Raw genomic sequence first — 14,492 nt, 5'->3', positions numbered from 1 at the left:
GTGCCTTTTACCGCCGATTGCCGTGGGTGCAATCGCCTCAGAACCGGTAGCTCACCGTGCCGAAGACGTTGCGCTCTGCGCCGATGAAGCAATCTCCGCGTGCCAGACACGCCGAATAGAAGCTTTTGCCGAACAGGTTGGTGGCGTTGACCGCGAGCGACCACGGACCATGCGCGAGCTCGACCAGCGCATCGACCAAGGTATAGGACGGCGTGCGCAATCCATTGGGGAAGGCTGCACCGAACGAAAGGTTCGCGCTGGTATGCCGCACCCCGGCACCGATGCGCAAATTGGTATCATCACTGAGCGCAATCGACTTGGTGCCCCACATTGAAGCATTGTGCTTGGGCACGTTTTCGAGCTGCCGGTTAGTGCCATCGATCTCGGCCTGGGTGTAGCTATAGTTGGCGAGCAGCTCCCAGTTGCCCGGCAGCCGGCGGCTGGCCTCGACCTCGAAGCCCTTGGATGTCAGCGCGCCCGCCTGGATCTGGTCGAACGGATCGGGCGTGGTCGGGTCGTCGATCGGACGCCCGGTTTCCTTGATGTGATAGGCGGTGAGCGTCACCAAAGTCGCTTCATCGGGGTGGAACTTGACCCCGCCTTCGAACTGCCGCCCGCGCTTGGGGGTGAACGGGTTGCCGTTGCTCGCATCGCCGGCGATCGGATCGAACGATTCGGTGTAGCTGAAGAACGGCGAGACGCCCTCGAACAGTTCGCCGATGATCCCTGCCCGCAGCGAGGTTGCGCTGACCTTGACCGTCGGGTTGCCCGGTGACGACGAGCGCACGGTATCGCGCCTGCCGCCGAGCACAATCGACACCCGGTCCCACAGCCGGATCTGATCTTGCAGATAGAAGCCGAGCTGCTTTTGGGTGTTGTCTTCCGCCGACGCACCCAGGAAACCAGGAAACGCCGCTGTCGGAATTCCGCCGCCGAAATCGGACAATGCGGCGTAGTTCGGGTTGTAGATGTCGAAGGTCTCGAGCGCCAGACCGCCGGTCTTGCGCACCCGGTTCCAGCTGTAATCGACTCCGGCAAGCACGACATGCTCGATATCACCGCCGGTGTTGAAATCGAACCTGAGGTTGTTGTCGGTCGAGAAGATATCGAGCCGGGCGATGCTGCCGCTGGCATAGTTGCCGATGATCCGCTGGTTCGCATCGAGATACGGATTGGTCGGGTTGCTGTAGCTGTTGGGATAATGCGTCAGATAGGTCAGATTGCTGTCGATGCTGCGCGCCTTGGCGGAAAAGCTCACCGTATCGCTGAACCTGTGCTCAAGCAGTGCGGTGCCCTGCAACAGGCGGCCATCATAGCGGTCCCAGCCGGGCTTGCCGATAAAGGTGCTGTTGGCGAGGCGCCCGTTAGGGTTGGGCAGCAGCGTCCCGACCAGAGGCAGGAACTGCGACACCGACCCGCCATCGTCCTCCTGATACAGCCCGATCAGCGTCAACCGGGTATCATCGGTCGGCTGCCACGACACGGACGGCGCCAGCATGATCCGGTCATCATCGACAAAGTCCGTCTGCGTGCCCGAATCACGCACCCGCGCCACCATGCGCGCGGCGACGGTATCGGTGATGCCACCGGAAACATCGGCCAGCATTTCCCTGCGATCGAAGCTGCCATAACGGACCGCGATCTCGCCGCGGGTTTCGAACGTCGGAACCTTCGACACCAGATTGATCAGCCCGCCGATCGAGCTTTGCCCGAACAGCACCGATGCGGGGCCGCGCACCACCTCGACCTGGGAGAAGTTGAACGGGTCGGCACGGATGCTTGCATAGAAACTGAAGATATCGCGCATACCGTCACGGAACTGCAGCGGAGTCGTGCCGCGGATGAAGCTTGCATCGACGCGGCCATCGGGGCCGTAGGCATTGGCCTGCACCCCTGCGACATAATTGAGCGTGTCGGCGATCGAGAGCGCGCCCTGCGCAAGGAACACGTCATCGGTAACAACGGTGATCGGCTGCGGCGTTTCGATTGCCGGAGTATCGGTCTTGGTCCCGGCGGCATTCTGCTGGCGTGCCCCGGTTACGATGATATCGGGACGCGGAGCCTCTGCAGCTTCTATTTCCTGTGCCGCTGCGGGTGTGATCCAGCCCAGGCCTGCGAGAGCCGAACCGGCCAAAAGAACACTAAAGCTTGTGCGAGTCATTTTCAATTCTCCCTGGGATTGACGCGCCCCTAGCCCAACTGCAATCCACTCGCAATAGCAATTAAGCGGACCAGTGGTTCGGCCGCCCGGTTAAGCGCAAACTCATCCAACGACGCCCGATTGCAGGGCGACCGAAGCGCAGCCTGTTGGAACGGCAAGCTCAGAAGCCGGGAGGCAATAGCTGCAGACGATCCAACAGATGATGGCCTGAACGAACAAATGGTTGTGAATACTCGGTTGCCATCAATCAAACCGAGGGTTCTCCCCCAAAAGTCGGGGTAGCGAACCTTGTTCGTTACTGCGACAACATCTGATCGAATAAGCCCTCGCTGGGCACCGATCGCCGTCTGGCGTCGGTTTCCGGACAGAAGGCAGGCGGTCGCGCGACTTTACACAGGGGGAAGCACGTGAAATCGGTAGCGAGAGATAATTCCACGCGCTCGGCATCGGCCTGGCACCGGCCAACCCGGCCGGATGGCGTACAGCCCGATCCAAGACTGGCGGAGAATGATCGCAAGATGCGGTTGATCCTGCAGGAGCAACAGGCAAGCCGGTTGCGGTCCTCAGCCTTTAAGACGCTCAAGCTGCGCAACCCGACCTGGGACATGCTCGTCGCCTTGCTCGCTGCCAAGCGCAATGGCACCCAGCTTTCGATGAGCGATTTGTGCCTGATGTGCGATGCGCCCGAAAGCACCGCGCTGCGGTTGATCCACCAACTGCGTGAAAAGGGCTATGCCGAAATGGTCCCCGACCGCTCGGACCGCAGGCGTACCCGCGTGTCTCTTACCAGCATGGCCGAAGCACAGTTTGAAGCCTATATCGACAAGGCCGATCCGGCCTGACGCCGATAGTCCCGGACTGGGTTGATTTTACCGCAATTTAACCGTTGGCAGCTATTCCCCGAGACTATGAGGATGGTATCGCCATGGCGTTCGGTAAAAAGGGACTGACACAATCTGACGTTCCGGCGACCGCAAAGGTTGACCCAAATCTGCCCGTGCGCGAGGCGCGGGTCCACCGTTTGATGAAGGTCACGGTGTTCCACGAACGGTTCGGCAGTGCAGATGCGGTTATTCGCGATATCTCATCGGGTGGTCTGGGGGGCCGCTGCCAGGCCAAGCTGATACCGGGTGATGTCGTCGAGATCGACAGGCCTGGCCTTGGCAAGTTCGAGGCGGAGATCCGCTGGGTGAGAGCCGGACAATTCGGCGCGCAGCTGACATCCGATCTCAAGATCGATACCAAAGCCGTCGAAAACCTCGCGCTGAACGGCTCCAGCTGGGACAGTCAGGTCAACAAGCCGCTGGAACACCACGTATTCACGCGGTTCAGGCCCATGCAGAGCACCTACCGCCCCAGTATCACGCCGATCCGCCGCGACCGCTGAGCACGGCGGAGGAACCCCTGCCCCCGGCGCTTGCCGGAGGCAGGATCACAGCATCATCCTTATCCGTCGAAGCGCAGGCTCTTGACCGTCTTTACGCCTGCGAGCTGGCATAATTTCCACAGCACCGGCTCGGCCACTGCACCATCGAGCGACAGCAGCAGCACTGCCTCGCCCCCGCCGCGTGATTCGCGGCGGCCAAGGTGGAAGGTCGCGATATTGACGTTCGCCTCGCCCAGCGTCGATCCCAGTCGTCCGATGAAGCCAGGCTCATCGCGGTTGACGATGTAGAGCATGTGGCCCGCCAGATCGGCCTCGATCTTGATGCCATACATCTCGACCAGACGCGGCGTAGCGTTGCCGAACAGGGTGCCAGCAACCGAGCGCTCACCATCTTCGGTCTCGACCGAGACGCGCACTAGCGTGTGATAGTCGCCCTCGCGGTCATGCCGCACTTCGCGCACGTCGAGCCCGCGGTCCTTTGCGAGGAACGGCGCGTTGACCATGTTCACCGAGCTGCTGAACGCGCGCATGAAGCCTGCGAGCACTGCTGCAGTGATCGGGCGCATGTCGAGTTCTGCTGCAGCGCCCTCGACCTCGATCGCGATGCTCTTGACCCGGTCGCTTTCCAGCTGGCCGACGAGCAGACCCAGATTGGTGGCCAGCGCCATATACGGACGCAGCTTGGGTGCCTGTTCGGCCGAAAGGCTGGGCATGTTGAGCGCGTTGGTGACGCCGCCCTTGACCAGATAATCGGCCATCTGCTCGGCGACCTGGATCGCGACATTGACCTGCGCTTCGCTGGTCGAAGCACCCAGATGCGGGGTCGAGACGAAATTGGGCGTGCCGAACAACGGGCTTTCGGTGGCGGGCTCGGTCGCGAACACGTCGAGCGCAGCACCTGCGACCTGACCCGAATCGAGCGCCTCCTTGAGCGCGGCCTCATCGATCAGTCCGCCACGCGCGCAGTTGATGATGCGCACGCCCTTCTTGGTCTTGGCCAGCGCCTCCTTGCTCAGGATATTGCGGGTCTGGTCGGTCAAGGGGGTGTGCAGCGTGATGAAATCGGCGCGTGCGAGCAGATCGTCGAGCGTCACCTTCTCAATACCCAATTCAATGGCACGTTCAGGCGTCAGGAACGGATCGAACGCGACGACCTTCATCTTGAGGCCTAGCGCGCGATCCGCGACGATCGAACCGATATTGCCCGCACCGATCAGGCCCAGCGTCTTTGCGGTGAGTTCGACCCCCATGAAGCGGTTCTTCTCCCACTTGCCGGCCTGGGTCGAGGCATCGGCCTCGGGCAGCTGGCGCGCGAGCGCGAACATCAGCGCGATGGCGTGCTCTGCCGTGGTGATCGAGTTGCCGAACGGGGTGTTCATGACGACCACACCCTTGGCCGAGGCCGAGGGGATGTCGACATTGTCGACACCGATGCCGGCGCGGCCGACAACCTTGAGGTTGGTCGCGGCATCGAGGATCGCCTTGGTCACCTTGGTCGATGAGCGGATGGCGAGGCCATCATACTGGCCGATGATCCCGGCGAGCTCTTCAGGCGTCTGGCCGGTGATGACATCGACTTCGCAACCGCGCTCACGAAAGATCTGCGCGGCTTTGGGGTCCATTTTGTCGGAAATGAGAACTTTAGGCATGTTTATCTCCCTCTCCCCTTCAGGGGAGAGGGCCGGGGAGAGGGGAATGACCCTGAATACCCGGCCCTATTGATGAATGAAAATTCGAGAGGGTGCTCCCCTCTCCCTTCGCCGCTGCGCGGCTCTTCCCTCTCCCCTCAAGGGGAGAGGGCTCAGGCGGTTTTAAGCTCGCTATAAGCCCAGTCGAGCCAGGGGCCGAGCGCCTCGATATCGGCGGTGTCGACGGTCGCGCCGCACCAGATGCGAAGCCCCGGAGGCGCATCGCGGTACCCTGCGATGTCGAACGCCGCGCCTTCCTTTTCGAGCAGTCCGGCAAACGCCTTGATGAACGCTTCATCCGCGCCTTCGACCGTCAGGCAGACACTGGTGGTCGAGCGGGTTGCCGGATCAGGCGCGAGGTGCCCCAGCCAAGGGCGTGATTGCACTATGGCGTCCAACGCTGCGGCATTGGCGTCGCTGCGTGCGATCATGCCCTCGGCCCCGCCGATCGACTTGCCCCATTCGAGCGCGAAGATCGCATCTTCGACCGCGAGCATCGAGGGGGTGTTGATCGTCTCGCCCTTGAACACGCCTTCGGCCAGCTTTCCCTTGGAAACCAGACGGAACACTTTGGGCAGCGGCCATTCGGGCGTATAGGTCTCGAGGCGTTCGACCGCACGGGGGCCCAGGATCAGGACGCCGTGTGCGCCCTCACCGCCGAGCACCTTCTGCCAGCTAAAGGTGGCGACGTCGATCTTGTCCCAGGGCAGGTCATAAGCGAACACCGCGCTGGTCGCGTCGGCGAAGCTCAAGCCTTCGCGGTCGTCGGCGATCCAGTCACCATTGGGAACGCGTGCGCCCGAAGTCGTGCCGTTCCAGGTGAACAGCACGTCGTTCGACCAGTCGACCGCGTCCAGATCGGGCACGAGGCCATAATCGGCGCGCACGATGGTGGGATCGAGCTTGAGCTGCTTGACCGCGTCGGTGACCCAGCCCTCACCGAAGCTTTCCCATGCCATCGCGGTGACCGGGCGGGCGCCCAGCATCGTCCACATCGCCATTTCATAGGCACCAGTGTCTGATCCGGGAACGATACCGATGCGGTGGGTGTCGGGAAGCTTGAGCAACTCGCGCATCAGATCGATGCAATATTGCAGACGCGCCTTGCCGACCTTCGAACGGTGCGAGCGGCCCATGGATTCGGTTGAAAGGTGCTGCGGCGACCAGCCCGGAGGCTTGGCGCAGGGCCCGGACGAGAAATGCGGACGTGCAGGCTTGGTATCAGGTTTTGCGGCGAGCACAGCGGTGCCCGCGCCAACGGTATCAGTCATAAAGTCTCTCCTCACAGAGAGCACGCGCGGCGTTGGGACCGCGTGGCCCGTCGACGGCACTAGGGGTGTTTGCCGCATCGCGCAATCACCAATTGCCGGATGGACCCAAAAGGTCGCAGTCCTGTGTAACAAAACGCCCGCTGATGCGGCGATCAGTGCTTGAAAATAACTTTACCCAGGGGCGAAAGTGGCAGCCTGCCCGTGATTACCGGGTGGGGATGGGCCGCGACATGCTGTCCCTTTGGGGTCACGCCATTACCTCATGGCGCTTGCGCCGGCACGGCCTGCGATACCTTCCTCGATCATCCGTCGCGATCGCCTTTCGATACGCCGCATCGCAGGTTGCCAGTCGCTGGCGTTCGTCGTGGAGACAGGTTAGCTGTCACACCGCCACATCCCGGCCAACGACATGCAATGCTGGCGGCGGCAAGAGTTACCAGCCTGTTAACCATGGTCGGCACGGCAGGGTTAAAGTTCGGGCAGTATATCTACCGTCATGATCAACAGCGCCACCCCCGCCCAGACGCCCCTGCCGGCCTCCGCGCTGCCGTGCCAAGCCGTGGATGACGCAAATGCCGACAATTCCGCTGTTGTGAATGACGCGCAAAGCCCTGAAGCGACGCTGTTCGCCGAAATGGCGCAGGTGCATCTGGCCAGCTCCGCCGCACCCGGTCGCGCGCACAGTCGCCGCCGCCTGACGCGCAAGGCCGATCCCCGCTTCGACACTCAGGGCAGCTCAGCCGAGATGCAGCGGTTGGCATTGGTTGCTGCGCTTTCCGTTCTCATCTCCGGGTGCAGCATGGTTCCCGACGGGCGCGGTCTATCACGCGGGCCATCCGCGCCGATGGCGAGGTCAGGTGCGCCTGCTGCGATGCCCGCCCCGCGCGCTGCGGACACACGCCAGTGCATCAGCGCGCTTTCGGCGGCACAGGTTCGCTTCACTCCGGTTCCCGACCAGACCTTTGGCGCGGGGTGTTCGCAGCTGGGCAGCGTGCGCCTATCGACCATCGCGCTGACCGATGCGCCGCGCGGTCTCAATGAGCTTGCGATCACCAACATCGGCCCGGTGCGCTGCGAGCTCGCCCAACGATTCGCCGGCTGGGCGCAGTTCGGCATCGCGCGCGCCGCCGAGCAAATGCTGGGCAGCCCGTTGGTGCGGATCGAGACGATGGGCAGCTATTCCTGCCGCACGATCGCAGGTTCGTCCAAGCTGTCGCAGCATGCGCACGCCAATGCGATCGACATCGCAGCTTTCGTGCTCGCCGACGGGCGGCGAATTTCGGTCAAGCAGGGCTGGAACGGCAGCAACCAGGAACGTGCTTTCCTGCGCACCATCCATGGCAGCGCCTGCAAGCGCTTTGGCACGGTGCTGGGGCCGGACTATAATGCGGCGCATCATGACCATCTCCATGTCGACATGAGTGGCCAAGGCTATTGCCGATAACGCCAACGCTCCTTAATTGCGGGCGATGACCAAGAAAGAACTGACCGAGCCGCGTTTTCGCCAAGCCGCAGAAGACGCCCGTACTGCCGACGCCGCGGTACACGACACCCCCCAGACCCAGGACCCAGCCTATCGGTTGGCCTTTGGCGATACCGATTTCCTGCTGCGGCAGGAGCTGCGCCCGGTGCGCTTCCAACTCGAACTGCTCAAGACCGAGATGCTGCTCGAAGAAGCCGGCATCGGATCGACGCTGGTGATCTATGGCTCGGCGCGGATCCCCGCACCCGACAAGACCGAAGGCCTGGTCGAGGCAGCTCAGACACCTGAGCAAAAGAAGGTCGCCGAACGGCTGGTCGCCAAGGCCAAATATTATGCAGAGGCACGCAGGCTCGCTGCACTCGCCAGCGAATGCGGCGTTGAAGAGGACGGCAAGCGCCAGTTCGTCGTATGCTCAGGCGGCGGCCCCTCGATCATGGAAGCCGCCAACCGCGGCGCGGATGATGTCGGCAAGGATTCGGTCGGGCTCAACATCGTGCTGCCATTCGAGCAGGCCCCCAATCAGTATGTCACCCCGCATCTGTCGTTCCAATTCCACTATTTCGCGCTACGCAAGATGCACTTCCTGCTGCGAGCGCGCGCAGTTGCGGTGTTCCCCGGTGGATTCGGCACCTTTGACGAGTTCTTCGAGCTTCTCACCCTGATCCAGACCGGCAAGATGGCGCCGATCCCGATCGTGTTGTTCGGTCGCGAGTTCTGGAACCGGGTCGTCAATTTCGAGGCCCTCGCCGAAGAGGGTGTGATTTCGGCAGGCAACCTCAAGCTGTTCAGCTTCGTCGAAACCGCAGACGAGGCATGGGAAATCATCCGTACTTTCTACGAACTGCCCTGCGACTAAACTGCATCGCGGGTTGAGCCATGATCGAAATCGTCGCTCATAACACGTTATGGAAACAGGACTTTGCGGCGGAGGCGAATGCGGTTGCCTCCGCCCTGGACCTTCGCTTGACCACGGTGCATCATATCGGCAGCACCGCGATTGCGGGAATTCTAGCCAAGCCGGTAATCGACATGCTGGCGGTCTCGCCCTCGCTCGATGCACTCAACACCGCCACCCCGGCACTGACTGCGCTGGGCTATCAGGCGATGGGCGCTTACGGCATTGAGGGACGTCTGTACTTTCGCAAGGATGACGCCGCAGGCCGAAGGACACACCATCTGCATGGCTATGCTGCGGGTTCACCGCAGATCGAACGGCATCTGGCGTTTCGCGATTATCTGCGCGCGCACCCGGACATAGCGATGCAATATTCGGCATTGAAGCAACAGCTTATTGCAGATGATGCAGACTATATCGAGGGCAAGGCACCCTTCGTGCTGGCGACCGAGGCCCAGGCGCTTGGCTGGTATCGCCAGCAGCCGCGCGATTATTGACCCAGTTCGACGCTGCGTTTCGCTGCGGCAGCCATCGCATCGGCCACCAGCCGGTCGAGCGCATCATCGGCATCGAACACGTGGAGCGCGGCGCGGGTGGTCCCTGCGGGACTGGCGACTCGTTCAGCCAGCTGTGCAGGCGTTTCCGCTGATTGCAGTACCAGTTCGGCTGATCCGCGCACCATACCCAAAGCCAGGCGCGCAGCCTGGTCTTCGGGCATCCCCAGCGTAATCGCGCCTTTGGCCAGCGCATCGAGGAAACGGAACAGATAGGCAGGCCCCGAACCGCTGAGCGCGGTGACGACGTGCATCTGCGATTCGTCATCAAGCCATTCGGCGGTGCCCAGCATCGCAAACAGCGTTTCGATCCGATCACGTTCGGCCTGGTCGAGCGTTTCGGCAAACAGCGCGGTGACGGACTGGCCGATCCCGATCGCCATATTGGGCATGATCCGGGCGATCGCACCCACACCGGGAACGGCAGCGCGCAGCCCGGCGATCTCGACGCCTGCAAGCATCGAGACCAACAGCGTATTCGAAAGATCGAGTGTGGCGAGGTGCGGCGCGACATCGCGCAGCATTTGCGGCTTGATCCCCAGCAGCAACCAGTCGGGCGCGGAAATGCCGGCATCGATGGTGGTCAGGTGACGCACACCTTCAGGCAATTCGCGTGGCGACGGATCCACGACAGTGACGCTGGCCGGGTCCAGCCCGCGCGCAAACCACCCGCGCAGCATGGCGCCTGCCATGTTGCCCGAGCCGATGACCAGCAAAGATTGGGGGAACGAGTTCGACAAACCGACCTCCGTTTGTCCCGAGCGAAGTCGAGGGACGTCATCAACAACGGTTGCGCATGCGTCCCTCGACTTCGCTCGGGAACGCGGCTGGGGTGGCTGTGCCGCTAAACCCTCAAGCCTCGCCCTGCGTATCGATCAGCGCGGCGGCCAGCGCTTCCTGCGGGGTCTTGTCGCCCCACAGGATGAACTGGAACACCGGATAGAACCGGTCGCATTCGTCGATCGCAGCCTCGACCGCGAGCTGCGCCTGGTCGAGACCCAGCATCGCATCGCTGCCCAACATCATGCCGTTGCGGTAGAGCACCACGCCGCTGTTCGACCAGATATCGAAATGCCCCAGCCAGAGCTGTTCGTTGATCAGCGCCAGCGCCTCGCAGATCACCGCGAACTTTTCGTCGGGCACGCGAATGTCGGGCATGGCCAAAAGCTGCAGCACGTTGTCTTCATGCCGCCAGATCGCGCGCAGCTGATAGCTGGTCCAGCTGCCCTTGACCTCGGTCAGCAGCTCGTCTTCGCCGACCATCTCGCACGGCCAGCCCCGCGCCTCGAACAGCGCGGCAAGCATATCGACCGGCGCGGCTTCTTCGCGGTCCAGATCAAGCTGCTGTTCGTTCAAATGAATTTCCTTTCGCGCCCCGTGGCACGCCTTGAATCTGCCGGGATGCGGGACTGCGCGCAATGGCTACGCACCCAGCCGGAGCGCGTGATGTGGCGAAGTCTGTTCAAAAACTGTGGATAACGGGGGATTAATCCGCGTTCAGGCCGCAGGGCCTGCACCCTTGGCGGCCATGGCCGCTTCCAGCGCATCGAGCCGGCCTCCGAGCATTTCGCTCTCTTCACGCGCCTTGGCCGCCATTTCCTTGACCGCGTCGAACTCTTCGCGGCTGACGAAATCGAGCCCGGCGATCCACTCGCGGGTGCGCTCGCGCGCGCCCTCGCCCGCTTCACGGCTCATGCCGGCAACGGTTCCGGCGAGGCCGTTGATGAACTTTGCGAAATCGCCGCCAAATTCGGATTTGTTCTGCATGATAATCTCCATCGCAGGCGCCACGCGCCCCGGTTCAATTGTATTGCCATAGCATGTGGGAACCGCCCGCACCAATCGCAAGCGCCTATGAGCGCGATCAGGGCGCCGGCGGGGCGAGCTGAATACGCTGGGAGTCGCGCGGAACCACGAGATTCTCGGCGTCGGGGTTCAGCGTGTCGATCTGCTTGTTGAGCACCGATGCGAAGCACAGCCAGGCAAGGTACGGCACCATCAGCCAAGCGGCGAGCGCGCGGACCCGGCCAAACACGATGGTGGTGGCGAATGCCGCGACAAACACCGCAACCAACAGATAGAATCCGCCGGTGACCTGATGCATGCCGAAGAAGTAAATCGGCCAGGCAAGGTTGAGTGCCAGCTGGATGAAGAACAAGGTCACCGCCAGCCCGCGCAGCCTTGCGCCGCGTGCCGTCACCACCACGGTGACCGCCAAGCCCATCATCACGTAGAGCACCGCCCACGCCGCACCGAACGCCCAGCCTGGAGGTTGCGCTTCAGGTTTCTGCAGCGCCTCGAACCAGGGATTGTCCGCGCCCGATCCGGAAAAATTGCTGACGCCAAAGCCGAGCAATACGACCAGCGGAACAAACAACAGGGCCCAGCGCAAAAAGCTGAGGCGAAGCTGCATGGGCGAGGCGATTTCATTCATCGAAGCGGAGTCTCCTGCCCTTTTCAGGGGTTTACCGGCATCGGCATATCGGATTCGATTGCGCCGCGCCAGCAGGGTTTACCATCGCAAAGCGTACCGCTTCGGGTCAGCAACTTCGTCCCTTTTGGGCCGCGACCAGAAACTCGACGTTGCCACTGGGACCGGTAATCGGGCTTTGCGTCAGCCCCGTGACAGGCCAGTCGATACTCTCGAGCCACGCCATGACCCGGTCGCAGACCGCCGTGTGCAGGGTGGAATCACGCACCACCCCGCCCTTGCCGATCTGGTCGCGGCCGACCTCGAACTGCGGCTTGATCAATGCTGCCAGCCACGCGCCCGGCCTTGCAAACGACATCGGCACGGGCAGCACCTTGTCGAGCGCGATGAAGCTGGCATCGCACACCACGATATCGATGGGCTGGGTGATATGCGCTTCGGTGATGATCCGCGCGCTGGTCTGTTCGTGCACTGTCACCCGCTCATCCTGCCGCAATTTCCAGGCGAGCTGGTTGGTGCCGCTATCGACCGCAAAGACATGCGCCGCGCCGCGGGTGAGCAGCACATCGGTAAAGCCGCCGGTGGAGGACCCCACATCGATCGCGGTCAGGCCGGTCACATCGATACCGAAATGGTCGAGCGCGTGCGCCAGCTTGATCCCGCCGCGCGACACCCAGGGGTGATCGCGCCCGCGCACATCGAGCGGCGCATCGGCCGGAATCGTCTCCCCTGCCTTGGCGACCTTGCGCTCGCCTGCGAACACCAGACCCGCCAGGATCAGCGCCTGCGCCCGCGCGCGGCTCTCCACCAGCCCGCGTTCGACCAGCAATTGGTCGACCCGCATCTTGGGGGTCTTGACGGTCGAGGGCTTGGGGGAATGGTCGGCCATGGCGAAGTGCCTTACCGGCTGCGACGCGCTTTTGCGAGCGACAGATAGTGACGCCAAAAAAATTGAATTACAAGTCTTGCTGTTGCCTCCCCGATGATTCACAAGGGGGGTGCAAGGTATACAGATCGCAAGAAACCCGGGAACTTCCCGCTTTTTGCGAATGGCCCTTCACTTGGTTTCAACATAGCGAAAGGAGGTGATCCGATGTCTCATGGTTCAGCAAAGGGGTCGGTCAAGTCCATTCGGAGTGTTCGCGGCTAACAGCCTTCTGCCCATGGTTTGGGCGGGCGCTTGTTAAGCGCGAGATACACTTCGAAGGCGGCACTTCCGGCCGCTGACCATGTGATGGGCCGCGCGGGGAGCTTCGACTCCCGGCGGCCCCTCTCATATTTTCAGGTTTCCAGACTTCTGCGGATTGCCAGCGTGAGCGTTACGAACGCCGCGGCACCATCCCTTCCCACTTCAGCACAGACTTGGCGCAACAGCCATCTTCGTCACCCCCGCGAACGCGGGGGTCCCGCTACTGCGCGGCCGCCGCGAATAAGCGGGATTCCCGCGAACGCGGGAATGACGATGAAAGTGAGCTAAATCCTCAACCTAATTTCTGCGCGATCAGCGCCTTGAGGTCGGCCTTCGAACGTGCGCCGAAGTGCGAGATGATCTCGGCTGCGGCAATCGCGCCCATGCGCAGGCTGGTTTCGACGTCCTTGCCCTGCGCCTGTCCGGCGAGGAAACCGGCAGCAAACAGATCGCCCGCACCGGTGGTGTCTACGACCTTGTCGATCGGCTCGGCGGGCACGGCAAAGCGTGCACCTTCGTGGATCGCAATCGCGCCGTTCTCGCTGCGGGTGACCACCAAGGTCGGCAGCTTCGCCGAGATCGCGGCAACCGCAGCATCGAAATCTTCGACCTGCGCCAGCGAGCAGATTTCCGCCTCATTGGCGAACAGGATGTCGATATGGCCCTTGTCGAGCAGATCGAGGAAATCGGCGCGGTGGCGATCGATCACGAATGCGTCGGACAGCGTGAAGGCAACCTTGCGGCCTGCCGAACGGGCGGCGTCGATCGCGGCGCGCATCGCGGCGCGGGGCTCTTCAGGGTCCCACAGATAGCCCTCGAGATACAGCACGGCGGCGTCCGCAATCATCTTGGGGTCGAGCGCGCTGGCAGGGAGGAACTGCGATGCGCCCAGGAAGGTGTTCATCGTACGCTGGCCATCGGGGGTGACCAGAATCAGGCAGCGCGCGGTCGGGGTTTCGCCCGCACGGACCGGGGTGGCATAATCGATGCCGAGCGCGCGCACGTCATGCGCGAACACTTCGCCGAGCTGATCATCGGCAACCTGTCCAATGAACGCGCAGCTGCAGCCCATCCCGGCAAGGCCCGCAAGCGTGTTGGCAGCAGAGCCACCGCTGATTTCCTGCGCTGGGCCCATCGCAGCATACAGCGAGGTCGCACGATCGGCGTCGATCAACATCATGCCGCCCTTGGTCAGACCTTCGTTGGCGAGCAGGGTATCGTCGGCAGGAGCCATCACATCGACGATGGCGTTGCCGATCGCGAGAACATCAAAACGGGGGCTGGTCATGGATATCTGGACTTTCGCAAGGCGCGCGCAGGCGCGGTAGGGTTGCCGCGCGGCCTATCGGCTTGGGCAGAAGGGTTCAAGCGGAATTGCCGACACGCCTGGTCGGGTGTTGAGGCGCACGCGGCACGATTGACCCGGCACGGAA

The 14,492-nt window shown here is 62.6% G+C and carries 14 protein-coding genes; 5 read left to right on the top strand and 9 right to left on the bottom strand.

What is annotated here, in order from left to right:
• Positions 1 to 37: 37 nt before the first annotated feature.
• Complete coding sequence (locus tag IEW00_RS05240; protein ID WP_188513336.1) at positions 38 to 2,161, bottom strand: TonB-dependent siderophore receptor; 2,124 nt, start codon at positions 2,159 to 2,161, stop codon at positions 38 to 40.
• Between the two features lie 407 nt (positions 2,162 to 2,568).
• Between IEW00_RS05240 and IEW00_RS05235 the strand changes: the two genes are divergently transcribed.
• Positions 2,569 to 3,003, top strand: a complete 435-nt coding sequence (locus tag IEW00_RS05235) for a winged helix DNA-binding protein (protein ID WP_188513335.1) — start codon at positions 2,569 to 2,571, stop codon at positions 3,001 to 3,003.
• 83 nt (positions 3,004 to 3,086) lie between these two features.
• On the top strand, positions 3,087 to 3,548 hold the full coding sequence (locus IEW00_RS05230) for a PilZ domain-containing protein (RefSeq protein ID WP_188513334.1): 462 nt from the start codon (positions 3,087 to 3,089) through the stop codon (positions 3,546 to 3,548).
• A 59-nt stretch (positions 3,549 to 3,607) separates the two neighbouring features.
• On the opposite strand, the gene serA is transcribed toward IEW00_RS05230, so the two are convergent.
• Together serA and IEW00_RS05220 are read right to left on the bottom strand one after the other, a co-directional pair.
• Positions 3,608 to 5,197: a phosphoglycerate dehydrogenase gene (serA, locus tag IEW00_RS05225; protein WP_188513333.1), complete on the bottom strand. Its 1,590-nt coding sequence runs from the start codon at positions 5,195 to 5,197 to the stop codon at positions 3,608 to 3,610.
• Between the two features lie 152 nt (positions 5,198 to 5,349).
• Entirely contained in the window at positions 5,350 to 6,507 is a 1,158-nt protein-coding gene (locus IEW00_RS05220) for a phosphoserine transaminase (protein ID WP_188513332.1), read from the bottom strand.
• Between the two features lie 496 nt (positions 6,508 to 7,003).
• On the opposite strand from IEW00_RS05220, the gene IEW00_RS05215 reads away from it, so the two are divergent.
• From IEW00_RS05215 to IEW00_RS05205, 3 genes are read left to right on the top strand one after another with little or no spacing between them, the layout of a single operon-like run.
• Entirely contained in the window at positions 7,004 to 7,951 is a 948-nt protein-coding gene (locus IEW00_RS05215; RefSeq protein WP_308419311.1) for an extensin-like domain-containing protein, read from the top strand.
• A 25-nt stretch (positions 7,952 to 7,976) separates the two neighbouring features.
• A complete protein-coding gene (locus IEW00_RS05210) occupies positions 7,977 to 8,846 on the top strand; it encodes an LOG family protein (protein WP_188513331.1) in 870 nt (289 codons plus the stop codon).
• Positions 8,847 to 8,866: 20 nt separating this feature from the next.
• Positions 8,867 to 9,382, top strand: coding sequence for a GrpB family protein (locus IEW00_RS05205; protein ID WP_188513330.1), 516 nt, complete (start codon positions 8,867 to 8,869; stop codon positions 9,380 to 9,382).
• On the opposite strand, the gene proC is transcribed toward IEW00_RS05205, so the two are convergent.
• From proC to IEW00_RS05175, 6 genes are all read right to left on the bottom strand, one after another.
• Complete coding sequence (gene proC, locus IEW00_RS05200; RefSeq protein ID WP_188513329.1) at positions 9,376 to 10,179, bottom strand: pyrroline-5-carboxylate reductase; 804 nt, start codon at positions 10,177 to 10,179, stop codon at positions 9,376 to 9,378. The two genes, IEW00_RS05205 and proC, sit on opposite strands and share 7 nt — an antisense overlap.
• 112 nt (positions 10,180 to 10,291) lie before the next feature.
• Entirely contained in the window at positions 10,292 to 10,744 is a 453-nt protein-coding gene (locus tag IEW00_RS05195; RefSeq protein WP_188513850.1) for a type III secretion system chaperone family protein, read from the bottom strand.
• Positions 10,745 to 10,936: 192 nt separating this feature from the next.
• Positions 10,937 to 11,206, bottom strand: a complete 270-nt coding sequence (locus IEW00_RS05190; protein WP_188513328.1) for an accessory factor UbiK family protein — start codon at positions 11,204 to 11,206, stop codon at positions 10,937 to 10,939.
• 97 nt (positions 11,207 to 11,303) lie between these two features.
• On the bottom strand, positions 11,304 to 11,873 hold the full coding sequence (locus IEW00_RS05185) for a TspO/MBR family protein (RefSeq protein ID WP_188513327.1): 570 nt from the start codon (positions 11,871 to 11,873) through the stop codon (positions 11,304 to 11,306).
• 106 nt (positions 11,874 to 11,979) lie between these two features.
• Positions 11,980 to 12,759 (bottom strand): TlyA family RNA methyltransferase, encoded by a 780-nt coding sequence (locus IEW00_RS05180; protein WP_188513326.1) that lies wholly within the window; start codon positions 12,757 to 12,759, stop codon positions 11,980 to 11,982.
• A 592-nt stretch (positions 12,760 to 13,351) separates the two neighbouring features.
• Positions 13,352 to 14,347 (bottom strand): adenosine kinase, encoded by a 996-nt coding sequence (locus IEW00_RS05175; protein ID WP_188513325.1) that lies wholly within the window; start codon positions 14,345 to 14,347, stop codon positions 13,352 to 13,354.
• Positions 14,348 to 14,492: the final 145 nt, after the last annotated feature.

Origin of the sequence: Blastomonas aquatica (genome assembly GCF_014639875.1) — a bacterium.
GTDB classification, from domain to species: Bacteria; Pseudomonadota; Alphaproteobacteria; order Sphingomonadales; family Sphingomonadaceae; genus Blastomonas; species Blastomonas aquatica.
The sequence above is the reverse complement of the archived record's forward strand: the minus strand, read 5'-3'. Positions and strand labels throughout refer to the sequence as shown.